The sequence below is a fragment of the Streptacidiphilus jiangxiensis genome (assembly GCF_900109465.1).
In the GTDB taxonomy this organism is placed as follows: Bacteria; Actinomycetota; Actinomycetes; order Streptomycetales; family Streptomycetaceae; genus Streptacidiphilus; species Streptacidiphilus jiangxiensis.
On sequence record NZ_FOAZ01000019.1, the window covers coordinates 188,544 to 214,801 of the forward strand.

Sequence of the window (26,258 nt, forward strand, 5' to 3'; positions counted from 1 at the left end):
ACAAAAAGCCCGGGCGGGAACGGACGCCATTGTCCGTTCCCGCCCGGGCGGGTGTCCGTCGCGGCTACTCTGCGCCGAGCTCCGCGACGGAGCAGGTGCGGGCAGCGGCCCCTCCCCCTTGCATCAACTAACCGCCTTGGTCGGGGACGGTGTGACGTAGGAGGGGCATACCTCGCGCTGGCACCCGGTGAGGTGAAGACCGGGTGAGGGTTTGTCAGCGCGAGTCGCTGCCCGCCGTCTCGATGGCGGCGCGGCCTGCCTCCAGGCGCGCCACCGGGATCCGGAAGGGCGAGCAGGACACGTAGTCCAGACCGACCTCGTGGAAGAAGTGGACGGAGTCCGGGTCGCCGCCGTGCTCGCCGCAGACGCCGAGCTTGAGGTCCGGACGGGTCTTGCGGCCCTCGATCGCGGCGTTGCGGACGAGGGCGCCCACGCCGTCGCGGTCGATGGTCTCGAACGGGGAGACCCCGAAGATGCCCTTCTCCAGGTAGGCGGTGAAGAAGCTGGCCTCGACGTCGTCGCGGCTGAAGCCCCACACCGTCTGGGTCAGGTCGTTGGTGCCGAAGGAGAAGAACTCGGCGGCCTCGGCGATCTGACCGGCGGTCACCGCGGCGCGCGGCAGCTCGATCATGGTGCCCAGCGCGATCTTCAGGTCGACGCCGGTCCTGGCGGAGACCTCGGCGAGCACCTTCTCGGCCTCGTCGCGGACGATCTCCAGCTCCTGGACGGTGCCCACCAGCGGGATCATGATCTCGGCGCGCGGGTCGCCGGCGGCGAGCTTGCGCTCGGCCGCGGCCTCGGCGATCGCCCGGACCTGCATGGCGAACAGGCCGGGGATGACCAGGCCGAGACGGACGCCGCGCAGACCCAGCATCGGGTTCTGCTCGTGCAGGCGGTGGACCGCCTGGAGCAGACGCAGGTCGTTCTCGTTCGGGTCCTTGCGGGCCTCGGCGAGCGCGACACGCACCGACAGCTCGGTGATGTCGGGCAGGAACTCGTGCAGCGGCGGGTCCAGCAGGCGGACCGTGACCGGCAGGCCGTCCATGGCCGTGAAGAGCTCGACGAAGTCGGTCTTCTGCAGCGGCAGCAGGACGGAGAGGGCGGCCTCGCGGTCGGCGTCGTTGTCGGCCAGGATCAGCCGCTCGACCTCCTTGCGGCGCTCCTCGCCGAGGAACATGTGCTCGGTGCGGCACAGCCCGATGCCCTGGGCGCCGTAGCGGCGGGCGCGCGAGGCGTCCTCGGCGTTGTCGGCGTTGGCGCGCACCCGCAGGCGGCGGGCGGAGTCGGCGTGGGAGATGATCCGGTGGACCGCCTTGACCAGGCCGCCCTCCTCGTCGGCGCCGGCGTGCAGGGTGCCCTCGAAGTACTCCACGACCGGGCTCGGTACGACCGGTACCTCGCCGAGGTAGACCTTGCCGGTGGAGCCGTCGATCGAGATGAGGTCGCCCTCCTCGATCACCTGGCCGTCGGCGGTGGTGAACCGGCGCTTCTTGGTGTCGACCTCGAGCTCCTCGGCGCCGCAGACACAGGTCTTGCCCATGCCGCGGGCGACGACGGCCGCGTGCGAGGTCTTGCCGCCGCGCGAGGTCAGGATGCCCTGGGCGGCGATCATGCCGTCGAGGTCGTCCGGGTTGGTCTCGCGGCGGACCAGGATGACCTTCTCGCCGGAGCGGGACCACTTGACGGCGGTGTAGGAGTCGAAGACCGCCTTGCCGACCGCGGCGCCGGGCGAGGCGGCGATGCCCCGGCCGATCTTCTCCGCCTTGGTGTTCTCGTCGAAGCGCGGGAACATCAGCTGCGCCAGCTGTGCGCCGTTGACGCGGTGCAGCGCCTCGTCGAGGTCGATCAGGCCCTGGTCGACCAGCTGGACGGCGATGCGGAAGGCCGCGGCCGCGGTGCGCTTGCCGACGCGGGTCTGCAGCATCCAGAGCTTGCCGCGCTCGATGGTGAACTCGATGTCGCACAGGTCCCGGTAGTGGTTCTCCAGGGTCTGCATGATGGCCATGAGCTCGTCGTAGGACGTCTTGTCCAGCTGCTCGAGCTCGGCCAGCGGCAGGGCGTTGCGGATACCGGCGACGACGTCCTCACCCTGCGCGTTGGACAGGTAGTCGCCGTAGACGCCCTGGTGGCCGGAGGCGGGGTCGCGGGTGAAGGCGACGCCGGTACCGGAGTCCTCGCCCAGGTTGCCGAAGACCATGGAGCAGACGTTGACCGCGGTGGCCAGGTCGTGCGGGATGCGCTCCTGACGGCGGTAGAGCTTGGCGCGGTCGCTGTTCCACGAGTCGAAGACGGCGTGGACGGCGAGGTCCAGCTGCTCGCGCGGGTCCTGCGGGAAGTCGCGGCCGGCGTGGTCCTTGACGATCTGCTTGAACGTCGCGACCAGGGCCTTGAGGTCGGCGGCGTCCAGGTCGAGGTCGTTGACGGTGCCCTTGGCGCGCTTGACGGAGTCCAGCGCCTCCTCGAACAGCTCGCCCTCGACGCCCAGCACGGTCTTGCCGAACATCTGGACCAGGCGGCGGTAGGAGTCCCAGGCGAACCGCTCGTTGCCGGACTGCGCGACCAGGCCCTGCACCGAGGCGTCGGACAGGCCGATGTTGAGGACGGTGTCCATCATGCCGGGCATGGAGAACTTGGCGCCGGAGCGCACCGAGACCAGCAGCGGGTCCGCGGCGTCGCCGAGCTTCTTGCCCATCTGCGCCTCGAGGGCGGCGAGGTGCGCACTGACCTCGTCACGCAGGGAGGCCGGCTCGCTGCCGGTCTCCAGGTAGACCTTGCAGGCCTCGGTGGTGATGGTGAACCCCGGAGGGACGGGGAGCCCGAGGTTGGTCATCTCGGCGAGGTTCGCACCCTTTCCGCCGAGAAGGTCCTTGAGGTCCTTGTTGCCTTCAGTGAAGTCGAAGACGAACTTTTCCTGAGTGGCCACGAGCCTCTCCTGCCGCACGGTTGCCCTGATGCCGGAGAACATACCCAGATCGAAGGCTCTTGGCTGCCCCAGATAGGCCGTCAGTGGCTGGTACCGACCGGTAACCCGTGAGATCGAAAGCCCGGAATCGGGCTTTGCCTGCGAAAGTAAAATCGTCGTCCTGACGCTAGCGCGCCTTCATCTGTTGAACCCAGTAAACGCCGATCTCACATGTCCGCAACCGGACGACCACGGAAGGCTACGTTCAGGTTGCCTTGGCTTGATCCTCTGGACACAAGCGGGCGATCGTCTCGTCGGTCTCGTTCGGGAACCGTTTCACACCCCTCCCCACCTGCGGTTTTATGTCCATCTGACGCAAAGTGACCGCGAATGTGGCCGGAGTCACGCCGCCAAAGGGGCTCCGTCTCACCCCTTGTCCGTACCGCGTCTCACCCTGCGTCGCCCGGTGTCCACTCTGTGCTCACGAACGGGCATGGCCCGCCTTGGAAACCAAGGCGGGCCATGCGCTCGGGTGGGTTCGCGCGGGTCGTCAGCCGCCGGAGGTGTCCAGCTCCGCGTCGGCGGACGGGACGGCGCAGTCGTACGGGTCGTCGAGCCAGCCCTCGGGCAGGACCACGCGGTGGGCGCCGGAGGTGCGGCCTCGAGGGCCGTCGGCGCTGTCGGGCCAGGGCTGGTCCTGGTCGACGCGGGAGAGCAGCTCCTCCAGCTCGGTGAGCGAGGAGGCGGTGGCCAGGCCGTTGCGCAGCTCCGAGCCGACCGAGAAGCCCTTGGTGTACCAGGCGACGTGCTTGCGGAAGTCGACGACGCCGTGCTTCTCGTCCCCGATCCACTCCCCCAGCAGCTCGGCGTGGCGCAGCATCGTCCTCGCGACGTAGCCGAAGTCGGGGCGGGCGTGGTCGACGGTGCCCTCGAAGACGGAGACCAGCTCCTTGAAGAGCCACGGACGGCCCAGGCAGCCACGGCCGACCACGACGCCGTCGCAGCCGGTCTCGCGAACCATGCGGGCCGCGTCGTCGGCGGACCAGATGTCGCCGTTGCCCAGCACCGGCACGTGCGCCGGGACGGCCTCGCGCAGGCGGGCGATGGCGGACCAGTCGGCCTCGCCGCTGTAGTGCTGGATGGCGGTGCGCCCGTGCAGGGCGATCGCCGCCACGCCCTCCTCCGCGCCGATCCGACCGGCGTCGAGGTAGGTGATGTGATCCTCGTCGATACCGATGCGCATCTTCATCGTCACCGGCAGGTCGCCCGCGTTGCCGACGGCCTGGCGCAGGATCTCGCGCAGCAGGTTGCGCTTGTAGGGCAGGGCGGAGCCGCCACCCTTGCGGGTGACCTTGGGGACCGGACAGCCGAAGTTCAGGTCGATGTGGTCGGCGAGGTCCTCCTCGGCGATCATCCTGGCCGCGCGGCCGACGGTCTCCGGGTCCACCCCGTACAGCTGGATCGAGCGCGGCTGCTCGCTCGGGTCGAAGTGGATCAGGTTCATGGTCTTGGCGTTGCGCTCGACCAGGGCCCGGGTCGTGATCATCTCGGAGACGAACAGGCCCTTGCCGCCGCTCTGCTCCCGGCAGAGGGTGCGGAAGGGCGCGTTGGTGATCCCCGCCATCGGCGCCAGCACGACAGGCGGCCACACCGTGAGCGCCGAGCCCAGCTTCAGCGGGGCGGCGGTGAGCGGCGCGGCGGCGACGGCAGTGTCCGTGCTGGTCATCCCGGGCGGTCCTTCGAAACGGCGACAGGCAGAACCCCTATTGTCCCACTGCCGCCAGCTGCTCCACGCGGGCCTTGGTCACCGGGTCCGCCGGGATGTAGGTGATCATGCGGTAGCCGGGGCGCGGACCGAGCCAGAGATTGGTGTACTCGAAGTTCAGCAGGCCCACCTCGCTGTTGAGGAAGCGCTTGGTGCCCTCCGAGGTGCCGGTCACGTCGTGGCGCTCCCACGCCTCGGCGAACTCGGGCGAGGCCAGCAGCAGTCGCTTGAGCAGCGACTTGTAGGCGGGCTCGGCCACGTGCTCGGCCAGCGTGACGCGGAACTTGGCGGTCATGTGCCGGGCCGCCTGGTCCCAGTCCACCAGCAGCTCGCGCCAGGCCGGATCGGTGAAGGCGAGCCAGAGGAGGTTGCGCTCGTCGGCCTCGAACCGCTCCAGCCCGCCGCAGAGCCGGGAGTAGACGTCGTTCCAGCCGATGATGTCGAAGCGCGCGTTGAGCACGACCGCCGGCATCGGCGAGAGCTGGTCGAGGACGGCCCGGACCGGCGGGGTCACCACCGGGCACTCCCGCGTCGCGTGCACCGGGTCGGCGGCGCCGGCCAGGGCGAACAGGTGCTGCCGCTCCACCTGGTCCAGCAGCAGGCCGCGCGCGATCGCGTCCAGGACCTGACCGGAGACCTGGATGTCCCGGGCCTGCTCCAGCCACGTGTACCAGGTGACCCCGACCGCGGCGAGCTGCGCCACCTCCTCACGGCGGAGCCCCGGCGTGCGGCGGCGGCCACCGCTGGGCAGGCCGACCTGCTCGGGCGAGATCCGCTCGCGGCGGCTGCGCAGGAACGCGCCGAGCTCACGTCGGCGCAGCTCCTCGGGCTTGCCGAGGGGTGCGACGAGCTGCAGGGTGGACGCGGGTGCGGTTGTCATGTATTCCAGGATGCGTCCATTTTGATCCCGTTGCCAGGTACTCCTGATACCTGGATAACCAGACACTGGTACCAGGTTATCGGCGGGCGGACAGTAGTGGACGTGACGATCCACACCGCACCTCAGCAGACCACCGGGACGCCCACCCGGGCCAACGTGCTGCCGCGCATCACGCGCCTCGGCGGCAGCACCACAGCCGCTCCTGCCGTCCCCCCTTCCGGCCGACTCAGCACCCTGGGTCTGGTCACCGTCCTGCTCGGCGCCTTCCTGCCGATGCTGGACTTCTTCATCGTCAACGTCGCCCTGCCCACCATCGACAAGGACCTGTCGGCGGGCCCGGCGACCCTGGAGCTGTTCGTCGCCGGCTACGGCATCGCCTACGCCGTGCTGCTCGTCCTCGGCGGCCGCCTCGGCGACCTCTACGGGCGCAAGAAGCTGTTCGTCGCCGGTGCGCTGCTCTTCGGCCTCACCTCGCTCGCCTGCGGCTTCGCCCCCACCGCGCTGGCGCTCGTGGTGGCCCGCGTCGCCCAGGGCGCCTCGGCCGCGCTGATGCTGCCGCAGGCGCTGGCCACCATCCAGGCCGCCACCGAGGGTGAGCGCCGGGCCAAGGCCATGGGCATCTACGGCGCCGTCGGCGGCATCTCCGTCGTCATCGGCCAGGTGCTCGGCGGCGTGCTGCTGTCGGCGAACCTCTTCGGCACCGGCTGGCGCTTCATCTTCCTGGTCAACGTGCCCGTCGCGCTCGTGGCCGTGGTGCTCGCCCTGCGCACCGTCCCGGAGACCCGCTCCGCCAACCCCGCCCGCGTCGACATCCCCGGCACCGTGCTGCTGGCCGCCTCGCTGCTGGCGCTGCTGGTCCCGCTCATGGAGGGCCGCTCGCTGGGCTGGCCGGTGTGGACCTGGGTGGTGCTGGCACTCTTCCCCTTCCTGCTGACCGCTTTCGTCCTGGTCGAGCGGCGCGGTGAGCGCGCCGGTCAGGTCCCGCTGATTCCGCTCTCGCTGCTGAAGCTGCGTGGGCTGAGGGTCGGCCTGACCATGGCCGTCCCGTTCTTCGCCGGCTTCGGCGGCTTCATGATGGTGATGGCCGTGGCGCTGCAGGTGGGCCTGCGCGAGGGCCCGATCGCCTCCGGCCTCGCGATGGTGCCGATGGCGACCGGCTTCTTCGCCGCCTCGCTGGCCGGCCCGCGCCTGCTCTCCCGCTTCGGCTCCCGCGTCATCGTCACCGGCGCGGTCATCCAGGCGATCGGCCTCGGGACGCTCGCGCTGACCGTCGCCAACGACTGGTCCGGCATCAGCCCGTGGGTGCTGCTGCCCGGCATGGCGATCGCCGGCACCGGCCAGGGCCTGGTCATGCCGCCGCTCATCCGCCTGGTGCTGAGCCAGATCCCGGTCGAGCGCGCGGGCGTCGGCGGCGGCATCCTCGCCACCACCCAGCAGTCCTCCCTCGCCCTCGGCGTCGCCACCCTCGGCACGCTCTTCCTCTCGCTGGCCCCCTCGATGGGCATGAAGGACGCGCTGACCCTGGTGCTGGTGCTCCAGTTCGCGGCGACCTTCCTGGTCATCGCCCTGGCGACGCGCCTGCCGCGCTCGGTCGGGTGAGGGCTGTGGATAACGCGTGGCCGGGTGTCAGTGCCGAGTGCCAGGATCACGGGCATGGACGCGAACGACATCACCACCCACAACCACCCGGCACGGACCCGTAGCCGGAAGCAGCTGGCCGCCCTCGTGGCGGCCGGCGCGCGTCCCAAGTGGCTGATGTTCTGGGGGCATCAGCCGCAGCAGGACGGCTCGGTCGGGCCGGGGTCGCTGAGCCAGTGGTGGCCCTGCCGGCTCGAGATCGAGGGGGTCGAGTACGCCAGCGCCGAGCACTGGATGATGGCGGCCAAGGCCCGCCTCTTCGGTGACGAGGCGTCGGTTCCGGCGATACTCGCGGCCCGCACCCCCGCCGAGGCGAAGGTGCTGGGCCGCAAGGTCACCGGCTTCGACGAGGAGCGCTGGGAGGCCGAGCGCTTCGAGCTCGTCGTCCGGGGCAACGTGGCCAAGTTCGGGCAGGACGCCGCACTGCGGGAGTACCTGCTCGGCACCGCCAACCGGGTCCTGGTCGAGGCCAGCCCGCGGGACAGCGTCTGGGGCATCGGGCTCGGCGCCGCGAACGAGGCGGCCACCGATCCCCAGCGCTGGCGCGGCCTCAACCTGCTGGGCTTCGCACTGATGGAGGCGCGGGATCGGCTGGCCGCCGAGTAGGTCAGCGGTAGCTCACGTCCGCCTCCCCGCTGGTCACCGAGACCTTGACGGTGCTGCTCGCGGAGGCGGAGGCGAGGCCGCCCTCGACGTTGCTGACGCCGGTCGCCACCGAGGAGCTGACGCGGTACTGCTGCCCCCTGGGCAACGTGATCGAGGTCTGGCCCGAGCTCACCTCCGCCGTGACCGAGGCGGGCGGGAGGGCGAAGTCCAGCTCGACCTGGCCGCTGCCTGCCTTGGCGGTGACCTGCTGACTCTGCAGGGACGTACCGACGATCTGGCCGGAGCCGACCTGGACGTCGAGGGTGCCGCTGTCGCGCTCCAGATCGATCTCCCCGGAGCCTCCCTGCGCGGTGATCGGCCCGGTCATGCCGCTGATGTCCACCGTTCCCGAACCGCCGTCGGCGTTGATCGGCACCCCGGCCGGCACGGCGACGGTCAGCCGGACGTCGCAGTGGCCGAGGATCTTCCCGCCCTCGCAGCCCGCGTCGACATGGAGGGTGCCGGTGGCGGGGTCCAGCCGCTCGGTGATCGTGGGCCGGGAGAAGATCCAGCGCATCTCCTGCGTCACCGTGGCGTCGCCGCCCGATGTCGGGACGACCCGCACCGAGGCCGACCCGGTGGTCAGCTCGACCGACTTGATCGCGGACGCCGTGTAGGTGTCCGTCTGGGTGTGGCGCTCCTGGAGGATCCCGGTCACCAGGCCGCTCACCGTCACGCTCGCCGTCACCACGATGACGAGTGCCGACAGCACCCACCAGATCGTCCTCTGCCTGTTCATCGGATTCCTTCGCCTCACGCGTCGAGGAAGCGCAGCACCGCCATGACGCGGCGGTGCTCGCCCTCGGCCGGGGGCAGGTCGAGCTTCATGAAGATGTTGTTGATGTGCTTGGCCACCGCGCTCTCGCTGACCACCAGCTCCCGGGCGATCGCCGCGTTGGAGCGCCCCTCCGCCATCAGCCCGAGCACCTCCCGCTCACGCGGCGTCAGCAGGTCCAGCGGTCCGCTCTGGCGGCGCAGCAGCAACTGCGAGACGACCTCCGGGTCCAGCGCGGTGCCGCCCGCCGCCACGCGCTCCAGCGCGTCGAGGAAGTCGTCGACGTTGCCCACCCGCTCCTTGAGCAGGTAGCCGACGCCCCGGTTGTCGCCGGTCAGCAGGTCGGCGGCGTAGCGCTCCTCGACGAACTGCGACAGCAGCAGCACGGCGATCTCCGGCCACTGGCGGCGGATCAGCAGAGCGGCCCGTACGCCCTCGTCGGTGAAACCCGGGGGCATCCGCACGTCCGTCACCACCACGTCGGGGCGGTGTTCCTCGACGGCGGCGAGCAGCTCCTCCGCGTCGTTGACGGCGGCGACGACGGTGTACCCGACGGCCTCCAGCACCTTGACCAGTCCGGCCCGGAGGAGGACGGAGTCCTCGGCGATCACAGCACGCACGGCAGCTCCACGAGAAGAGTCGTCGGTCCCCCGAGGGGGCTGGTGATGCGCAGCGTTCCGTCCACGGACGCGGCGCGTTGGCGCAGGCCCACCAGGCCCGTGCCCTTGCCGGGATCGGCGCCGCCCACGCCATCGTCGGTCACGGTGATGTGCAGGAGTTCGCGGCGCTGGTCGACGAGGACCTCGGCGCGCGAGGCCCGGGCGTGCTTGGCGACGTTCGCCAGCGCCTCCGACACCACGAAGTACGCGACCGCCTCCACGGCGGGGGCGGCCCGGCGCTGCATCCGCACGTCCAGCTTGACCGGCAGCGGCGCGCGGGCGGCGATGCCGGACAGGGCCGCGTCCAGACCGCGGTCCTCGAGCACCACCGGGTGCAGGCCGCGGACCAGGTCGCGCAGTTCGGCGATGGCGGCCTGCGCCTCGTCGTGCGCCTCCGCGATGACCGTCATGGCCTTGGCCGCCTGCTCCTCGGCGGGCAGGTTCCGCAGCATGCGCCGGGCCAGGCCGAGGTTCATCGCGAGCGAGACCATCCGCTGCTGGGCGCCGTCGTGCAGGTCCCGTTCGATCCGGCGGCGCTCGGCGTCGGCGGCGTCGACCACCTCGGCCCGGCTCTCCGCCAGGTCCTCCACCCGCCGGACGAGTTCCCGGGTCCGGTTCGGGCCCAGCAGTCCGGCCGCGGCGCGGGTGTCCATGGCCCGGCCGAACAGCGCCAGCCAGGGCACGGCGACGAGTGCGATCGCACCCAGCACCGCGATCCAGGTGACGCCGTGGTGGGTGACCGCCACGACGAGCACGTCCGGCTGCTTCCCGGGCGCCGGCGCGGAGGGCAGCAGGTCGTTGGGCAGGGCGAAGTACCAGGCCGGCAGGGTGACCCCGACGAGCCCCGCGGTCGCGACGAAGACGACCCCCAGCGCGTACAGCGCCACCCCGACGTTCACCAGGACGTGGTAGAGAAACTGCCGCCAGGTCGTCTCCGCGGTGAACGCGCGCAGGCGCGGTCGGATCGGGGGAACGACCGGGATGTCCAGTCCCAGCAGCGAACGGAAGCGGCTGCGTTGAATGCGGGTCAGCAACGGGACCAGCACCAGCGTGACGGGCGGCAGCAGGAACAGGGCGAAGCCGCTCGGCCAGACGAGGAGGACGAACCCCGGCAGCAGGGCCGGCGGCACGGCCGAGGCAAGGAAGACGATGTCGCGCACGCCTTGGCGCCCGTAGGGCCCGAAGACGCGGCGGATCGTCCGGTGGATGAGCATGCGCCCAGGCTAGGGGCTGATGATCACTCCGCACCATGAACCCTGAGACCGTCTCAGGGTGTACCCAGCACCACCATGAGGAGGGCGACTGGCGCTACGGCGCTTCACAGGCCGATCCGGAAGGCTTGGACCAGAGAGAGCGACGACGAGGCGGGAGGGCACGGTGAACGACACCGGACTCGGCGAACCCAACGTCCTGGACCTGGAGTTCCGCGGGCTCGCGCTGCTGGACTCCCCGTGGTCCGTCCAGTTCGCGCGCGGCACGCGCGGGCGACGGGCGCTGGAGGTCTACAACAACGGTCTGCTGCTGGACGTCATGGTGGAGACGGCGTTCTCCTCGCACGTGCTGCGCGGTGCGCGCCGCGGTTCCCGCGACGGCCGTCACAGCGTCCTCGCCTGGGGCCACGTCTGCGCCGACGGCAGCGCGCCGTCACTGACCCTGGGCCGCGCGGCCACACCCCTTCTCGGCGCGATCACCACCCCGGGCGGCTTCTGGCTGGCCCTGGCCGAGGGCGACACCGACCGGGTGGTCGCCCACGCGCCGGACGGCACCCACGCCAGACTCCGCGTGCGCGCGGGCTGGTCGCGGTGAGGAACCACAACAGGGGCGCGAGGAACTGCGCGACAGGCCACTGATGGGCAGATGGTCCTCAATGAACAGGGCCATCCGCACAGGGTGGTTGCTCGCGCAGTTCCCCGCGCCCCCGGGTAGTGCGGCTACAGCTCTCAGCAGCCGATCAGCTTCGGGGCCAGGAACTGGGTGACCTGGTCCAGGGAGACGCGGGTCTGCTCCATGGTGTCGCGGTCGCGGATCGTCACCGCGTTGTCCTCGAGGGTGTCGAAGTCGACCGTGATGCAGAAGGGCGTGCCGATCTCGTCCTGGCGGCGGTATCGACGGCCGATCGCGCCGGCGTCGTCGAACTCGACGTTCCAGAGCTTGCGCAGGTCGGCCGCCAGGCCGCGCGCCTTCGGGGAGAGGTCGGCGTTGCGGGAGAGCGGGAGGACCGCGACCTTGACCGGGGCGAGACGCGGGTCGAGACGCATGACGACGCGCTTCTCCATGACGCCCTTGGCGTTCGGCGCCTCGTCCTCGCGGTAGGCGTCCAGCATGAAGGCGAGCATGGCGCGGTTGACGCCGGCCGCCGGCTCGATGACGTAGGGGTACCAGCGCTCGCCGGACTCCTGGTCGAAGTACTTGAGGTCGACGCCCGAGGCCTCGCTGTGCGAGGCGAGGTCGTAGTCGGTGCGGTTGGCGATGCCCTCCAGCTCACCGAACTCGTTGCCGCCGAAGTTGAAGCGGTACTCGATGTCCACGGTGCGCTTGGCGTAGTGGGAGAGCTTCTCCTTCGGGTGCTCGAAGAAGCGGATGTTCTCCTCGCGGATGCCGAGGTTGCGGTACCAGTCCCAGCGCTCCTGCAGCCAGTACTCGTGCCACTTCTCGTCCTCGCCCGGCTTGACGAAGAACTCCATCTCCATCTGCTCGAACTCGCGGGTGCGGAAGATGAAGTTGCCCGGCGTGATCTCGTTGCGGAAGCTCTTGCCGGTCTGCGCGATGCCGAACGGCGGCTTCTTGCGCGAGGTGGTCTGCACCGCGGCGAAGTTGATGAAGATGCCCTGCGCGGTCTCCGGGCGCAGGTACGCCAGGCCGGAGGCGTCCTCGGTCACGCCCAGGTGGGTCTTGAGCATGCCGGAGAACTGCTTGGGCTCGGTGAACTGGCCCTTGGTACCGCAGTTGGGGCAGTTGACGTCGGCGAGGCCGTTGGCCGGGAGCCGGCCGTGCTTGGCCTCGTACGCCTCCTCCAGGTGGTCGGCGCGGTAGCGCTTGTGACAGGAGGTGCACTCGGTCAGCGGGTCGTTGAAGGTGGCGACGTGGCCGGAGGCCTCCCAGACCTCACGGGCCAGGATCACCGAGGAGTCGAGACCCACCACGTCCTCGCGGCCGGTGACCATCGCACGCCACCACTGGCGCTTGATGTTCTCCTTCAGCTCCACCCCGAGCGGTCCGTAGTCCCAGGCGGCACGCTGTCCGCCGTAGATCTCACTGCAGGGGTAGACGAAGCCACGGCGCTTGCTCAGGCTGACGATGGTGTCGATCTTGTCGGCGGCCACAGTGCTCTCTTCAGGTACGACGAAGCGGTCAAGGATGGATTTCCATGCACGCGGTTATCACAGGCTACCGGGATGCCGGGGGAAGGTTTCACTTTGGCGCTTGTTTGACAATCGTTTTCAACTTACCTGAATATGGTTTTCATGAGCAGCCGATCCGTCCCTCCCCGTCACGCCCGCCGACTCCGCGCCACCGTCGCCCTGCTCGCCGCGGGAGCGGTCGGGGTGACCGCGCCGGCCCTGACCGGGACCGGGCGGGCCGAGGAGCGCGATGCGGACGGAAAGGTGCAGGTCGTCGCGGCGTTCTACCCGCTGGAGTACCTGGCCAGGACGATCGGCGGCGACCACGTCGACGTCACCGGGCTGACCGCGCCCGGCGTGGAGCCGCACGACCTGGAGCTCAGCCCCAAGCAGGTCGCCGCCGTCGGCGAGGCCGACCTCGTGGTCCACCTCAAGGGCTTCCAGCCCGCCGTGGACACGGCCGTGGAGCAGGCGGCACCCGGGCACGTCGCCGAGGCGAGCCACTACTCCCCCCTCGTCGAGCACACGGGCGCCGAGGAGGACGACGGTCACGCCCACGCGCACGAGGGCGCCGACCCACACCTGTGGCTCGACCCCACCCGCTACGCGCTCGTCGCCGACGGCGTCGCCGACCAGCTCACCGCCGCCGACCCGGCCCACGGCGCCGAGTACCGCGCCAACGCCGCCGCGCTGACCGGCAAGCTCAAGACCCTCGACGCCGACTACCGCGCGGGCCTCGAGCACTGCACCAACCAGACCTTCCTCACCTCCCACGCCGCCTTCGGCTACCTCGCCGACGCCTACGGGCTGCACCAGCTCTCCGTCAGCGGCCTGGACCCGGAGGCCGAGCCGAGCGCGGCCCGCCTCGCGGCGATCAAGCAGGAGGCCACGGAGCACGGCGTCACCACCGTCTTCACCGAGACCCTCGCCAGCCCGAAGCTCGCCGAGACCCTCGCCCGCGAGCTGGGCCTGAGGACCGCCGTCCTCGACCCCATCGAGGGGGTCTCCAGGGACAACGACTACTTCTCCGTGATGCGCGCCAACCTCGCCGCACTCCAGGACGCGCTCGGATGTGCCAAGTGACCCCGCTGGCCCTGCACGGCGTCCACGTCCACCGCGACGGACGGCCGGTGCTGCGCGGCCTGGACCTGACCGTGCGTCGCGGCGAGGTCGTGGCGCTGCTCGGCGGCAACGGCTCCGGCAAGTCGACGGCCGTCCAGGCGGCCGTCGGCGCGCTGCCGGTCGCCGCCGGACGGGTCGAGCTCTTCGGTACGCCCCCCGCCCGGTTCCGCGCCTGGCGGCGCGTCGGCCACGTACCGCAGCGGTCAACGGCGACCGGCGGCGTCCCGGCCACCGTCCGCGAGGTCGCCGCCGCAGGCCGGCTCGCCCACCACGGGCTGCGGCCGTTCCGGCGCGACGACGCCGACGCGGTCGACGCCGCGCTGGACGCCGTCGGCCTGCTGGACCGCGCCGAGGACCCGATCGACGCGCTCTCCGGTGGCCAGCAGCAGCGGGTGACGATCGCCCGCGCCCTGGCCGGCCGACCGGACCTGCTGCTCATGGACGAGCCGCTGGCCGCCGTCGACCTCGCCCAGCAGCACGCCCTCGCCCGCACCCTGGCCGCGGAGGCCGCCCGCGGCACCGCCGTCCTCCTGGTCCTGCACGCGATCGGACCGATGGAAGGACTGATCGACCGCCGCGTGGTCCTGGACACCGGCCTGCCCGTCCCGGCGGAGGTGGCGGCGTGAGCGGCGTCAGCGGCCTCCTCGACCACACCTTCATGCGCCACGCGCTGCTCGCCGCGCTGCTGGTCGGCATCGCCGCGCCCGCCGTCGGCACCTACCTGGTGCAGCGGCGGCAGGCGGTCATGGGCGACGGGATCGGGCACGTGGCCCTGACCGGTGTCGCCCTCGGCTTCCTGCTGCAGACCAGCCCGGTCTGGACGGCCGTCGCCGTCTCCGCGCTCGGCGCGGTCGGCATGGAGCTGATCCGCTCCCGCCGCCGGGCGGGCGGGGACCTGGCGCTGGCCCTGCTGCTCTACGGCGGGATGGCCGGCGGCGCGCTGTTGATCAGCCTCGCGCCCGGCGCCTCGACGGCCAGCCTGACCGGCTACCTGTGGGGCTCGATCCTCACCGTCTCCCCCGCCGACCTGGTCGCCATGGCCGTGCTCACCGTGCTCGTCGCGGCGATCTGCATCGGGCTGCGCCGCCAGCTCTTCGCCGTCTGCCAGGACGAGGCCTTCGCCAGCGTCACGGGGCTGCCGGTGCGGGCGCTGAACCTGCTGCTCGCCGTCACCGCGGCCGTCACCGTGACGGTGTCGATGCGGGTCGTCGGCCTGCTGCTGGTCAGCGCACTGATGGTGATCCCGGTCGCGGCGGCCCAGCGCGTGGGTCGCTCGTTCGCGGTGGTGCAGCTGCTGGCCGTCGTGGTCGGCGTGCTCTCCTGTGTCGGCGGAACCGTCGGTTCCTACCAGCTGGACCTGCCCTCGGGACCGACCATCGTGGTCGCCTCGATGGTGCTGCTGGCGATCCTGGCCGTACTCGCCGCCGCCCGTCCGGCTCTTGCGCGGTCACGAACTGGCACAATGGCGCGGGGGGCCGTCCTCCGCCCCCGTGCCAACCGTCAAGAGCCGCAGGAGAGCCGGTGACCCCCGCGAACCCGTCGTCCCCCGCAAGGTCGACCCGTCAGCGCACCGCCGTCGCCTCGCTGCTCGCGGAGATCGACGACTTCCGTAGCGCACAGGAGCTGCACGACCTGCTCAAGCACCGCGGCGACTCGGTGGGTCTGACCACCGTCTACCGCACGCTGCAGTCGCTGGCCGACGCGGGCGAGATCGACGTGCTGCGCACCGACGACGGCGAGGCCGTCTACCGCCGCTGCAGCAGCGGTCACCACCACCACCTGGTCTGCCGCTCCTGCGGCCGGACCGTCGAGGTGGAGGGGCCGGCCGTGGAGCGCTGGGCCGAGGGCATCGCCCGCGAGCACGGCTTCGTGGACGTCGCGCACACCCTGGAGATCTTCGGCACCTGCGCGGACTGTGCCGCGCAGGCTGCGAAGGGCTGATTTCAGGGGCTGTGCTCAGGAAGAGGTGACGGGGCCCGGCTGCGTCGGGACCTCGTTGGGCAGCGCCCCGCCGTACCGGCGGTCGCGCATCGCGAACTCCTCGCACGCCCGCCACAGGTCGCGGCGGTCGAAGTCCGGCCACAGCACGTCCTGGAACACCATCTCGGCGTAGGCGGACTGCCACAGCAGGAAGTTGGACGTGCGCTGCTCGCCGCTCGGGCGGATGAACAGGTCCACGTCCGGCATGTCGCGGTGGTACATGTACTTGGCGAAGGTCTTCTCGTTGACCTTGCCCGGGTCCAGCCGGCCCTCGGCGACATCCTTGGCCAGCGCCGCCGCCGCGTCGGCGATCTCGGCGCGGCCGCCGTAGTTGACGCACATGTAGAGGGTCATGGCGTCGTTGTCGCGGGTCATCTCCTCGGCGACCTGCAGCTCCTGCACGACGGACTTCCACAGCTTGGGCATGCGGCCGGCCCAGCGGATCCGGATGCCCATCTCGTTCATCTCGTCGCGGCGGCGGTGGATGACGTCACGGTTGAAGTTCATCAGGAAGCGCACCTCGTCGGGCGAGCGCTTCCAGTTCTCGGTGGAGAAGGCGTAGAGCGAGAGGTTCTTCACGCCCAGCTCGATACAGCCCTTGAGCACGTCGAGGACGACCTGCTCGCCCACCTTGTGGCCCTCCGTGCGGGGCAGGCCGCGCTCCTTGGCCCAGCGGCCGTTGCCGTCCATGACGATCGCCACGTGCTCGGGGACGAGCTCACCCGGGATCTTGGGCGGCTGCGCGCCGCTCGGGTGCGGGGAGGGCGGGAGGTACTCCCGGGTCCGCCTGCTGCCGAAGAGTCCGCGCCGTGCCACAGCCATGTGCCCTACTTCTTCATCTCTGACTATTGCCTCAGTGGGCAACGTACCGGAGGGAACGCAGGCCGCGCTCCAGGTGCCACTGGACGTACGCGGCGACCAGCCCGCTGCCCTCGCGCCGGTGCCGCGGCTCGCAGGCGTCCGCGGTCTCCCAGTCGCCGGACAGCAGTGCGCCCAGCAGCTCCAGTGTCTCAGGGGAGGGTACGACACTGCCGGGCACCCGGCAGTCGGTGCACAGCGCCCCACCGGTCTGCACCGAGAAGAAACGGTTCGGTCCCGGCAGCCCGCAGGCCGCGCACGCGTCGAAGGACGGCGCGTAACCGTTGACGGCGAGCGAGCGCAGCAGGAACGCGTCCAGCACCAGGTGCGGCTGGTGCTCGCCGCCCGCGAGGGTCCGCAGCGCGCCCACGAGCAGCAGGTACTGCTGGACGGCCGGCTCCCCCTCGTTCTCGGTGAACCGCTCGGCGGTCTCCAGCATCGCCGAGGCGGCGGTCCAGCGGTCGTAGTCGACCGCTATCCGCCCGCCGTAGGGGGAGATCGTCTCCACCTGCGTGCACAGGGCGAGGTGCCGACCGACGATCTCGTCACCACGGGCGAAGAACTGCACGTCCACGTGGGAGCAGGGCTCCAGCCGGGCCCCGAACTTCGACTTCGTCTTCCGCACCCCGCGTGCGACGGCACGGACCCGCCCGTGCTGGCGGGTCAGGATGGTGATGATCCGGTCCGCCTCACCCAGCTTCGTGGTGCGCAGCACCACCCCGTCGTCCCGGATCAGACTCATGCCCCCATTGTGCTGCACCATCCAGGGGCGCGGGGCACTGCGCGAGCAACCCACCCGGGGCGGGCGGCCCTGCGCATGGAGGACCAACTGCTCATCAGAGGGGGCACCCGGCCGCAGGCTGGGGGACTGTCGCGCAGTTCCTCGCGCCCCTGAAGGACGAACGACCCTGCCTCACCCGACCGGCGTGTTCCTAGGCTGGGGTGCCGTGACCAGCGTGCGGACCGTCGTCGAGAGCCCCTGGGTGGGGCTCGTGCTCGCCGTCTCGGGTGGGTTCCTGGACGCCTACACGTATGTGGCGCAGGGCGGCGTCTTCGCCAACGCGATGACCGGCAACGTCGTCCTCGCCGCCGTCTCGCTGTCGCAGCACGCCTGGGGCGAGGCGCTGCTGAAGTGCTGGCCGATCCTCGCCTACGCCGCGGGCGTCTGCGCCTCCGAGGCACTGCGCCTGCCGCGGGTCTGGGCGGCGGTGCGCCGCCCCTACCTGGCGATCCTGGGCCTGGAGATGCTGGTCCTGTCAGCGGGCGCGCTCAACGCGGACCGGCTGCCGCAACCGTGGGTGGTCGTCGGTATCGGCTTCGTCGCCGCGCTGCAGACCACGACGTTCCGCCGGATCGGCGCCTTCGCCTACAGCTCGGTGATGACCACCGGCAACCTGCGCTCCTTCGCCTGCGCGAGCTTCCACGCCGTCGCCCGGCGTGACGCGCAGCAGCAGCGCAAGGCCCTCGTCTACGCGTCCGTGATCGTCTGCTTCTTCGCGGGCGCGCTGCTGGGCGCGGGCAGCGCGCACGTCTTCGGCAACGCCGCGCTGTGGCTGCCGGTCGCACTGGTCGGTACGGCCGTCGCGCTGCTGGTGCTGCACCTCAGGGCCGGAGGGGCCGCGCCGCGACCGCCAGCGTGGCATCCGTCTCCTCGCGACTGAAGCCGAGGCACTGCCCGATCGCCCGCAGCACCGACCGCTCGGCGGGCCGGTAGGGCCCGTCCGCGAGAGCGACCATCGCGCCCTGCGTCAGCAGTCGGGTCAGGCCCGGCCCGAGCAGATGCGGCGCGAGGGGCTCGATCGCCGTGTGCAGCTCGACGACGAGGGCGCTGCCGCAGCCGCAGACGTCCTGCAGCGGGTCCTCCTCCTCGGTCGCGGCGGCGAGGTCGGCGAGCAGGCCCGGCTCGTCCAGATCCGCGTAGCCGGCTTCGCGGAGCACGGCGATGGCGCTCTCCTTGACCGCGGGCGCGGCGCCGGGGCCGCCGGAGGCGGCGAGCACGGCGAGGGCGACGGCGTGCTGGGCGTTCCGGAGGAGGGCCAGGAGCTGGCCCGAGGTCGGGTACGCAAGGGCGTCCATGCCGTAGCGGTGCCGGCAGGAGGTGCACTGGAGCGTGGCCGCGGTCCGGCGCAGGGGCAGCAGGGGCAGGCCGAGCAACCGCAGCCAGTTGCGGCCGCGCTGTCTGCGGTAGTTGCGGTCGCCGCCGCAGGCGAGGCAGTAGAACTCCCCGAGCAGCTCGGTGCACCACCGGGCTTGGACAGCGACCACGTGCGCCACGTTGCGCTCCCGACTCCGTCGTCAGCCGGCGCGGCCCCGTCGCCGTCCGGCTGACCTTTGATGCTGCCACTCAGATGACGCCATGTCAGCACCACGAACCTACCTAAAGGGGCGCGAGGAGCTGCGCGAGCAACCACCGTGTGCGGATGGCCCTGAACAATGGGGACCATCCGCTCATCAGTGGCTTGTCGCGCAGTTCCTCGCGCCCCTGGTGTCAGTGGTTACTGTCGCTGCGCGCGGTTGACGGCGGAGACGATGGCCTTGATCGACGCGCGGACGATCGAGGTGTCGATGCCGACGCCCCAGACCACCTTGCCGTCGACCGCGCACTCCCAGTACGCCGCCGCCTGGGCGCCCGAGCCCTGGCTCAGGGTGTGCTCGGCGTAGTCCAGGACGCGGACGTCGACGCCGATCTGGGCCAGCGCCGCGACGAACGCGTCCGCGGGGCCGTTGCCGGTGCCGCGCAGCGTGACGTCGGAGTCGTCGACGACCGCGTCGACGGTGATCGTCTCGGTGCCGTCCGCCGCCGAGGAGGCCTGGTGCGAGCGCAGCTGGATGCGGCCCCAGGGCGCGTCGGGGGTGGGCAGGTACTCGTCCTCGAAGACGGCCCAGATCTGCTTGGGCGTGACCTCGCCGCCCTCCGCGTCCGTCTTGGCCTGGATGGTCTTGGAGAACTCGATCTGCATCCGGCGCGGCAGGTCCAGGTTGTGGTCGTTCTTCAGGACGTAGGAGACGCCGCCCTTGCCGGACTGGCTGTTGACCCGGATGACCGCCTCGTACGAGCGGCCCACGTCCTTCGGGTCGATCGGCAGGTAGGGGACGCCCCAGGTGTACTCGCCGACGGGGACGCCCGCCTTGGCCGCGTCGGCCTCCAGCGCGTCGAAGCCCTTCTTGATGGCGTCCTGGTGGGAGCCGGAGAAGGACGTGTAGACCAGGTCGCCGACGTAGGGGTGGCGCTCGGCCAGCGTCATCTGGTTGCAGTACTCCCAGGTGCGCCGGATCTCGTCGATGTTGGACAGGTCGACCTCGGGGTCGACGCCCTGCGAGAACAGGTTCAGCCCGACGTTGACCAGGTCCAGGTTGCCGGTGCGCTCGCCCTGGCCGAACAGGCAGCCCTCGACGCGGTCGGCGCCGGCCATCACGGCCAGCTCGGCGGAGGCGACGCCGGTGCCGCGGTCGTTGTGGGGGTGGGTGGACAGCGCGACGAACTCGCGGCGCGACAGGTTGCGCGACATCCACTCGATCTTGTCGGCGTAGACGTTCGGCGTGGAGCGCTCGACCGTGGTCGGCAGGTTCAGGATGATCTCGCGGCCCTCGGCGGGCTGCCAGACGTCCATGACCGCCTCGCAGACCTCCAGCGCGAAGTCCAGCTCGGTGTCGATGAAGATCTCCGGCGAGTACTGGTAGCCGAAGACCGTGTCGTCGCCCAGGATCTTCTCGGCGTAGCCCATGACCAGCTGCGTGCCGTCGACGGCGATCTGCTTGATCTCGGCCTTGGAGGCGTTGAAGACGACCCGGCGGAACAGCGGCGAGGTCGCGTTGTACAGGTGGACGGTGGCCCGCGGGGCGCCGCGCAGCGACTCCACGGTGCGCTCGATCAGCTCGGCGCGGGCCTGGGTCAGGACGGAGATGGTCACGTCCTCGGGGATCGCGCCGTCCTCGATGATCGAGCGGACGAAGTCGAAGTCGGTGGCGCCGGAGGCGGGGAAGCCGACCTCGATCTCCTTGTAGCCCAGCTTGACCAGCAGGTCGAACATGGCGCGCTTACGGGCCGGGGACATCGGGTCGATCAGGGCCTGGTTGCCGTCACGCAGGTCGGTCGACAGCCAGCGGGGGGCCTTGGTGATGACCTTGCTCGGCCAGGTGCGGTCCGGCAGGTCGACGGTGCCGAAGGGTACGTAGCGCTGGAACGGCATCCCGGACGGCTGCTGGCGGACGCTCGCCGCGGTGATCGGGGTGGGACGCTCGTTGAAGGGCTGCTGGCTCATGGTGGGTGGGTCTCCTGATGCTCGTCGCTCCGAGAGGCGGCCGACGGCTGCGGGATCAACCATGATCAACTAACGCGCAGCACCCACCCCCGCGGCGAGGGAGTCGGCCTCGATCAACTCGGGCCCTCGCCGCGGCAGCTAAGAAGAAGCAGACCGCTACGCATGATGCTGCCCAGAGTAACCCAGGGCGTCGGCATAACTGAGCAGAACCCGCCGGTAGTCCGCTTGGTGAGACGGGAGGTCTGGACCACTGTGCCCCTGGATGGCCCGGCCACCGTCAAGAGTCAAGGCCCGCAGGGACTCCATTTTCGTCGCTCCCCGGAGCACACTGATTACTATGCGCATCATGGTCACCCGCACCGGCGGGTCCGCCGCGGCGGAGCACTGGGCTCAGCTGGACACCGAGGGGCGCCCCGACGCGCCCCACATACACGCTCTGGTGCGCGAGGCCCTCGGGGCATGCGGCCGCAGCCCGTCCTACGGCCTGCCGCAGGCCCACCACTTCGCCTACGCGATCACCGTGGACGGCCGCCCGACCGGCTACTGCGCCGACCCCCAACTGACCTCCTCACAGCGGTCGCTGATCACGCTCGTGCTCAACGGCGCGTTCTAGTCGCAGGACGCAGGAGCAGGAGGGGACGCGAGCAGCAGGAGGGGACGGACAGGGACCGGCTCCCGTCCTGCACCAGGCACGGCGCAGGACGGGAGCCGGCGGGGGTCAGCCGCGGAGAGGCACCTCCGCGGTGACGTCCAGGGGAAGGTCGGCCAGGCTGCGGCCGGCCTGGACGCGGTAGCCGCCCGCGCGGTCGGTCCAGCCGGACTCGCCCCAGGTCTGGAACGCCCGGCGCGGCAGCGCCACGCGGACCTCCGCCTGCTCGCCCGGCTCCGCCGTCGCCGCGCCGAAGCCGCCGAGCGCGGTCGCCGGGCGGGAGGCGTCGGAGCCGTCCGGGGACAGGTAGACCTGGACGACCTCACGGCCCGCCCGCGCGCCGGTGTTCCGCAGCAGCACCACCGCCTCCGCGACCGGCGCATACGGGTCGTCTCCCGCCGGCGTCGGCAGCACCCGGACGTCGAGTCCCTCGAACGTCCACGTGGTGTAGCCGAGGCCGTGGCCGAACCAGTACGCCGGGGCGACACCGCCCCGCCGCTGCCAGGCGCGGTAGCCGACGAACAGGCCCTCCGGGTAGGCCAGCACCCCGTCCACCGGCTCGACGTCCCAGACCGGGACGTCCGCCTCGGTCGCCGGCCAGGTGGTGGGCAGGCGGCCGCCGGGCTCGCGGGCGCCGGTGAGGACGTCGGCCAGCGCCGCGCCCGCCTCCTGGCCCGGGAACCAGCCCAGCAGCACCGCCGCCACCTCGTCACGCCACGGCATCAGCACCGGCGCACCGGCGTTGACGACGACCACGGTGCGCGGATTGGCAGCGGCGACCCGGGCGACGAGCTCGTCCTGGCGGCCCGGCAGGGCCAGCGAGGCGCGGTCGACGCCCTCGCTCTCCACCTCCTCCGTCGTGGCGACGACGACCACCGCCACGTCGGCGGCCGCCGCGAGGGCGACCGCCTCGTCCAGCAGCTCGTCGGCGGTGCCGACGGGCTCACCGTGGCCGAGGGTGAAGGAGACCAGGCCGAAGCCGGCGAACCCGCCGCGCTCCGGCAGGATGTGGCGCAGCTTCAGCTCGACCGGTGCGGTGCCGTCGAGCTCCAGCTCGAAGACCTGCTCCGGCGGGTTGAGGAACGCCGCCGCCGGGTCCTCGCCGGCCGGCAGCACCACGTCGTCGAAGAGCACCGCGCCGTCCGCCTCCAGGACGAACCGGCCGACGCCGCGGATGCCCACCCGGTGCGTGCCCTCACGGCCCGGCCCGAGCGTGCCGGTCAGCTCGACGGAGGCCAGGTCCGCGAAGGAGAGGCCGTCGGGAAGCTGCCCGATCCAGCGCGCGGCGCCGTCCGGGAGCGTGGCGGTGCCGAGCTCCGCGCCGTCCCGGCCGAGGAAGCGGGACTCGGTCCGGACGGCGAGCGGGCGCAGGTGCACGTTGGGGTCGGCGCCGACGGCGTAGGCCAGGGCGGTGCCCTGCGGCAGTGCGGTCCGCAGGCCCTCCAGCGGGCTGACCACGCGCGTCGGGAACACCTGCGCCGACCCGCCGCCGCCGATGCGTGCCTCCTGCGCGGCCTGGCCGATCAGCGCGACCGAGCCGACGCCCGCGGCGAACGGCAGCACACCGTCGTTGGCCAGCAGCACCGTGCCGGCCGCGGCGACCTCGCAGGCCAGCGCCTCGCCGTCGATCGGCGCCGGCAGCGCGGCGGCCGGGACGGCTGCGGGCGCGCCGTCGAGGATCCCGACGCGGGCGGCCAGCCGCAGCACGCGGCGGGCCAGCTCGTCGACGGTCTCCTCGGTCACGAGCCCCTCCCGCACCGCGCGGACCAGGTTCTCGCCGTAGACGGTGACCGGGCCCGGCATGGCGACGTCCAGGCCGGCCAGCGCGTCGCGCACCGTGTCTCGGGCACCGGTCCAGTCCGAGACGAGCATTCCGTCGAAGCCCCACTCACCGCGCAGGACGTCGTTGTTGAGCTCCTGGTGCTCGGTCATGAAGGTCCCGTTGACCTTGTTGTAGGCCGACATCAGGCCCCACGGCGAGGCCTTGCGGACGATCGCCTCGAACGGCGCGAGATAGACCTCGCGCAGCGTCCGCTCGTCGACGTGGATGTCGACGGTGAAGCGGTCGGTCTCGGAGTCGTTGCCGACGAAGTGCTTGGGCGTGGTGCCCACGCCGCCGGACTGCACGCCCGCCACGAAGGCCGCGCCGAGCTCACCGGTGAGCAGCGGGTCCTCCGAGTACGCCTCGAAGTGCCGGCCGCCGCGCGGGCTGCGGTGCAGGTTGACCGTGGGTGCCAGCACGACGTGCGCGCCCTTGCGACGGGCCTCCTGCGCCAGCAACTGCCCCGTGCGGTGGGCCAGCTCCGGATTCCACGTCGCGGCGAGCGCCGTCGGCGACGGCACGGACACCGACGGGTCGTCCGGCGTCCAGTTCTCCCCGCGCACGCCGGCCGGGCCGTCGGACATCACCAGCCGCCCGAGGCCGATGTCCTCGTTGGCGGGCAGCGACCACATGTCCGCTCCCGCGAGCAGGGCGACCTTGGCGGTCAGGTCCAGCTTGCCGAGCGCCGCCTCGACGGCGGTTTCACGCTGGTGCTCGAGTGTCATTGTTTCCTGCATCCTTTCTCGCTCCCCCGCTGTTGCCGCCTGTGTCAACTGTCCGTCAGATCCAGCCGTCGAGGGAGGACATGAAGCCCTCGAAGTCGTCGCGGTGAATGGTGTGTCCCGCGCCCTTGACCACCCGGACCTCGAAGCCACGCTCGCGCAGCGTCTCCTGGTCCTCCACGGAGAGCAGGAAGCTCGGGTCCGCGACCTGGACCAGGGAGGGGACGACCGGCGCTGCGGGCATCAGGTCCCGGCCGCCCAACGCGCCCATCGTGCCGAGGGTGGCCGGGTCCCACAGGGCCAGCGTCCGCAGCTCGATCTCGACGTCCTCCGGCGCCCAGCGCGGGTTCATCGCCGCGACGGACTCCGCCGTGGCACCCTGCGCGAACTGCAGGAACATCGACGGGTCGAAGTCGTCGCCCGGGGCCGGGATCTTCCAGCCCGGGTCGGAGAAGACGGCACGCGCCGGCGCCAGGCGGTCCACGGCGAGGGAGAGCGTCAGGCCGCCGAGGGAGTGGCCGATGGCCAGCTCGGCGCCGGCCGGCAGGGTGTCGACCAGATCCTGGGCGAACAGCTCGGGGCTGTACTCGCCCCGCCCGGACTCGCCGTGGCCGCGCAGGTCGACGGCGATGACGCGGTAGCCGCGGTCGGCCAGGGCCGGGGCCACCAGGCGCCAGGTGCGGTGGTCGGACAGCATGCCGTGGACGAGCAGGGCGACGCGGTCGCCGGAGCCGTACTCGTGGGTGTTGAGCTTCATGTGCCTACGTGCCTTTCGGATCGCCCGTCGGGTCTCAGCGGACGGAGCGGATGGGTCGGATGGCCAGGGCGCCGAGAACGGCGAGGGCGCCGCCCGCGGCGAAGAGCAGGTTGTAGCCACCGGCGCTGACCAGGACCGAGGCGACGAACGGCGCCACGATCTGCGGCCCGGCGTTGGCGACGTTCAGCACGCCCATGTCGCGGGCGGCGTCCTCGGCCTTCGGCAGGACGAGGGTGACCAGCGCGTTGTCGACGGCGAAGAAGCAGCCGAAGGCCAGGCCGTTGACGACGGAGAAGAGGAGCATCCCGGCGAAGGTCGGGCTGCTGATCGGGATCAGTACCGCCAGGCCGGAGGCCGTGGCCGAGATGCCGACGAACAGCTTGCGGCGGTCCACCTTGTCCGAGAGCGGCCCGCAGACCGCGATGGAGACGACCATCGCGACGCTGGAGACCGGCGTCAGGATCGCCGCCGCCGCGGTCGCGCTCATGCCGTGCGGCAGGCTGATGTGGTCCTGCAGGACGTAGAGCTGGTAGCCGCTGACGCCGAAGTAGCCCAGCACCAGCAGCGCGCGGCCGATGAAGGCCCAGCGGAAGTCGTGCGCCTTGAGGCTGTCGGCGAAGGCGCGGACCTGCTCGCCGAAGGTCGCCGGGGCCTTGGGCGGCCGACGGGTCTCCTTGGTGAGCGAGGTGAACAGCACCGCCACGGCGGCGACGATCAGGCCCAGCACCAGGTAGCCGGTGGCGAAGTGGCCGGAGAACCCGTTGGCCACCAGCACGCCGAGGATCGAACCGATCGGCACGCCGAGTCCGACGGCGGCGGAGGCCGTGCCGCGGCGGGCGACGGGCACCCGGTCGGGGATCACCGAGGTGATCGCGGCCTGGTAGACGTTCATCACGGCCTGCCCGAGGCACCAGGCGATGGCGACCAGCAGCACCGAGTTCACCGCGCCGAGCAGCAGCATCGCCGGGACGGCGAGCAGTCCGCCGCCGAGGATCCACGGGTTGCGCCGCCCGGAGCGGTCCGAGAGCGCACCCGCGACGGGGTTGAAGACGGTGGCGAAGACCGCGCTCACCCCGGCGACGAGGCCGAGCATGGCGACCTTGTCGTGGGGGGCGATCTTCTCGATCTGCAGCGGCAGCAGGATGCCGCCGACGCCGACATAGAGCGCGTACATGGCCGAGTTGCCGGCGAACAGCAGCGGCAGCAGGCCTCTGGTGGGTCTCGATCCGGCGGCGTCGGCGGCAGCGGACTGCTCGGCCGGGGCCGGGGTGGGGGTCGACTCGGAAAGGGCCACGTTGCCCAACTTTCTGGACTGGAGCTCGGGTGGGGAGTCGCCGTCACGGGTGAGGGGGGCCGTGACGGCGGTGGGGTCCGGGGACCCCGCGCCGCTCCTGCGCGTCGTGCGTGCTCACTTGTTCACTCATTGGTTACACGTGTCACCTGACTCGTGTAACCACATGTTTAGCACCGGTTTTCGCCAT

General features: G+C 71.4%; 23 protein-coding genes. 9 read left to right on the forward strand and 14 right to left on the reverse strand.

The window, feature by feature from the left end:
• Window positions 1-214: 214 nt before the first annotated feature.
• From ppdK to BMY61_RS31225, 3 genes are all read right to left on the reverse strand, one after another.
• On the reverse strand, window positions 215-2,965 hold the full coding sequence (gene ppdK, locus BMY61_RS31215; protein ID WP_042444649.1) for a pyruvate, phosphate dikinase: 2,751 nt from the start codon (window positions 2,963-2,965) through the stop codon (window positions 215-217).
• Window positions 2,966-3,452: 487 nt separating this feature from the next.
• The gene (dusB, locus tag BMY61_RS31220) at window positions 3,453-4,628 is read right to left on the reverse strand and encodes a tRNA dihydrouridine synthase DusB (protein WP_042444647.1); all 1,176 of its coding nucleotides are present in this window, start codon (window positions 4,626-4,628) and stop codon (window positions 3,453-3,455) included.
• A 37-nt stretch (window positions 4,629-4,665) separates the two neighbouring features.
• Window positions 4,666-5,547: a helix-turn-helix transcriptional regulator gene (locus BMY61_RS31225; protein WP_042444645.1), complete on the reverse strand. Its 882-nt coding sequence runs from the start codon at window positions 5,545-5,547 to the stop codon at window positions 4,666-4,668.
• Window positions 5,548-5,820: 273 nt separating this feature from the next.
• On the opposite strand from BMY61_RS31225, the gene BMY61_RS31230 reads away from it, so the two are divergent.
• Window positions 5,821-7,146, forward strand: coding sequence for an MFS transporter (locus BMY61_RS31230; protein WP_236655925.1), 1,326 nt, complete (start codon window positions 5,821-5,823; stop codon window positions 7,144-7,146).
• 54 nt (window positions 7,147-7,200) lie between these two features.
• A complete protein-coding gene (locus tag BMY61_RS31235; protein ID WP_042444641.1) occupies window positions 7,201-7,791 on the forward strand; it encodes a riboflavin biosynthesis intermediates N-glycosidase in 591 nt (196 codons plus the stop codon).
• A gap of 1 nt (window position 7,792) precedes the next feature.
• Here the strand turns inward: BMY61_RS31235 and BMY61_RS31240 are convergent, their stop codons facing one another.
• Genes BMY61_RS31240 through BMY61_RS31250 form a run of 3 tightly spaced genes read right to left on the reverse strand, consistent with a single transcriptional unit; the run spans window position 7,793 to window position 10,478 of the window.
• Window positions 7,793-8,569, reverse strand: coding sequence for a DUF4097 family beta strand repeat-containing protein (locus BMY61_RS31240; protein ID WP_042444639.1), 777 nt, complete (start codon window positions 8,567-8,569; stop codon window positions 7,793-7,795).
• Between the two features lie 14 nt (window positions 8,570-8,583).
• Window positions 8,584-9,225: a response regulator gene (locus BMY61_RS31245; protein ID WP_042444637.1), complete on the reverse strand. Its 642-nt coding sequence runs from the start codon at window positions 9,223-9,225 to the stop codon at window positions 8,584-8,586.
• Window positions 9,213-10,478, reverse strand: coding sequence for a sensor histidine kinase (locus tag BMY61_RS31250; protein WP_042444635.1), 1,266 nt, complete (start codon window positions 10,476-10,478; stop codon window positions 9,213-9,215). Before BMY61_RS31250 ends, BMY61_RS31245 begins: the two co-directional genes overlap by 13 nt.
• Before the next feature lie 163 nt (window positions 10,479-10,641).
• Between BMY61_RS31250 and BMY61_RS31255 the strand changes: the two genes are divergently transcribed.
• Window positions 10,642-11,070: a hypothetical protein gene (locus tag BMY61_RS31255; protein WP_042444633.1), complete on the forward strand. Its 429-nt coding sequence runs from the start codon at window positions 10,642-10,644 to the stop codon at window positions 11,068-11,070.
• Between the two features lie 134 nt (window positions 11,071-11,204).
• Here the strand turns inward: BMY61_RS31255 and BMY61_RS31260 are convergent, their stop codons facing one another.
• On the reverse strand, window positions 11,205-12,587 hold the full coding sequence (locus BMY61_RS31260) for a glycine--tRNA ligase (RefSeq protein WP_042444631.1): 1,383 nt from the start codon (window positions 12,585-12,587) through the stop codon (window positions 11,205-11,207).
• A 141-nt stretch (window positions 12,588-12,728) separates the two neighbouring features.
• Here BMY61_RS31260 and BMY61_RS31265 point away from each other — a divergent pair, with 141 nt between their 5' ends.
• Genes BMY61_RS31265 through BMY61_RS31280 form a run of 4 tightly spaced genes read left to right on the forward strand, consistent with a single transcriptional unit; the run spans window position 12,729 to window position 15,668 of the window.
• Window positions 12,729-13,688 carry a metal ABC transporter solute-binding protein, Zn/Mn family gene (locus BMY61_RS31265; protein WP_042444629.1) on the forward strand — a complete coding sequence of 320 codons (960 nt, stop codon included), beginning with the start codon at window positions 12,729-12,731 and terminating at the stop codon, window positions 13,686-13,688.
• Window positions 13,676-14,353, forward strand: a complete 678-nt coding sequence (locus tag BMY61_RS31270) for a metal ABC transporter ATP-binding protein (RefSeq protein ID WP_042444627.1) — start codon at window positions 13,676-13,678, stop codon at window positions 14,351-14,353. Before BMY61_RS31265 ends, BMY61_RS31270 begins: the two co-directional genes overlap by 13 nt.
• 32 nt (window positions 14,354-14,385) lie before the next feature.
• Window positions 14,386-15,252 carry a metal ABC transporter permease gene (locus tag BMY61_RS31275; RefSeq protein ID WP_042444824.1) on the forward strand — a complete coding sequence of 289 codons (867 nt, stop codon included), beginning with the start codon at window positions 14,386-14,388 and terminating at the stop codon, window positions 15,250-15,252.
• Window positions 15,249-15,668 (forward strand): Fur family transcriptional regulator, encoded by a 420-nt coding sequence (locus tag BMY61_RS31280; RefSeq protein WP_042444625.1) that lies wholly within the window; start codon window positions 15,249-15,251, stop codon window positions 15,666-15,668. The genes BMY61_RS31275 and BMY61_RS31280 overlap by 4 nt, the downstream gene beginning before the upstream one ends.
• 15 nt (window positions 15,669-15,683) lie before the next feature.
• Here BMY61_RS31280 and BMY61_RS31285 read toward each other — a convergent pair whose 3' ends face one another.
• Both BMY61_RS31285 and recO read right to left on the reverse strand, forming a co-directional pair.
• A complete protein-coding gene (locus tag BMY61_RS31285) occupies window positions 15,684-16,523 on the reverse strand; it encodes an isoprenyl transferase (protein WP_042444823.1) in 840 nt (279 codons plus the stop codon).
• A gap of 37 nt (window positions 16,524-16,560) precedes the next feature.
• Window positions 16,561-17,307 carry a DNA repair protein RecO gene (gene recO / locus BMY61_RS31290; RefSeq protein ID WP_042444623.1) on the reverse strand — a complete coding sequence of 249 codons (747 nt, stop codon included), beginning with the start codon at window positions 17,305-17,307 and terminating at the stop codon, window positions 16,561-16,563.
• Window positions 17,308-17,512: 205 nt separating this feature from the next.
• On the opposite strand from recO, the gene BMY61_RS31295 reads away from it, so the two are divergent.
• A complete protein-coding gene (locus BMY61_RS31295) occupies window positions 17,513-18,226 on the forward strand; it encodes a YoaK family protein (protein ID WP_042444621.1) in 714 nt (237 codons plus the stop codon).
• Here the strand turns inward: BMY61_RS31295 and BMY61_RS31300 are convergent.
• Complete coding sequence (locus BMY61_RS31300) at window positions 18,168-18,830, reverse strand: TerB family tellurite resistance protein (protein ID WP_063773211.1); 663 nt, start codon at window positions 18,828-18,830, stop codon at window positions 18,168-18,170. The genes BMY61_RS31295 and BMY61_RS31300 overlap by 59 nt on opposite strands.
• Before the next feature lie 230 nt (window positions 18,831-19,060).
• The gene (leuA, locus tag BMY61_RS31305) at window positions 19,061-20,827 is read right to left on the reverse strand and encodes a 2-isopropylmalate synthase (RefSeq protein ID WP_042444611.1); all 1,767 of its coding nucleotides are present in this window, start codon (window positions 20,825-20,827) and stop codon (window positions 19,061-19,063) included.
• Between the two features lie 346 nt (window positions 20,828-21,173).
• On the opposite strand from leuA, the gene BMY61_RS31310 reads away from it, so the two are divergent.
• On the forward strand, window positions 21,174-21,440 hold the full coding sequence (locus BMY61_RS31310) for a protealysin inhibitor emfourin (protein WP_425314718.1): 267 nt from the start codon (window positions 21,174-21,176) through the stop codon (window positions 21,438-21,440).
• A 105-nt stretch (window positions 21,441-21,545) separates the two neighbouring features.
• On the opposite strand, the gene BMY61_RS31315 is transcribed toward BMY61_RS31310, so the two are convergent.
• From BMY61_RS31315 to BMY61_RS31325, 3 genes are read right to left on the reverse strand one after another with little or no spacing between them, the layout of a single operon-like run.
• Window positions 21,546-24,023, reverse strand: coding sequence for a beta-glucosidase family protein (locus BMY61_RS31315; protein WP_236655920.1), 2,478 nt, complete (start codon window positions 24,021-24,023; stop codon window positions 21,546-21,548).
• A 55-nt stretch (window positions 24,024-24,078) separates the two neighbouring features.
• A complete protein-coding gene (locus tag BMY61_RS31320) occupies window positions 24,079-24,777 on the reverse strand; it encodes an alpha/beta fold hydrolase (RefSeq protein ID WP_042444601.1) in 699 nt (232 codons plus the stop codon).
• Window positions 24,778-24,811: 34 nt separating this feature from the next.
• Window positions 24,812-26,071 (reverse strand): MFS transporter, encoded by a 1,260-nt coding sequence (locus BMY61_RS31325; RefSeq protein ID WP_042444822.1) that lies wholly within the window; start codon window positions 26,069-26,071, stop codon window positions 24,812-24,814.
• Between the last annotated feature and the right edge of the window lie 187 nt (window positions 26,072-26,258).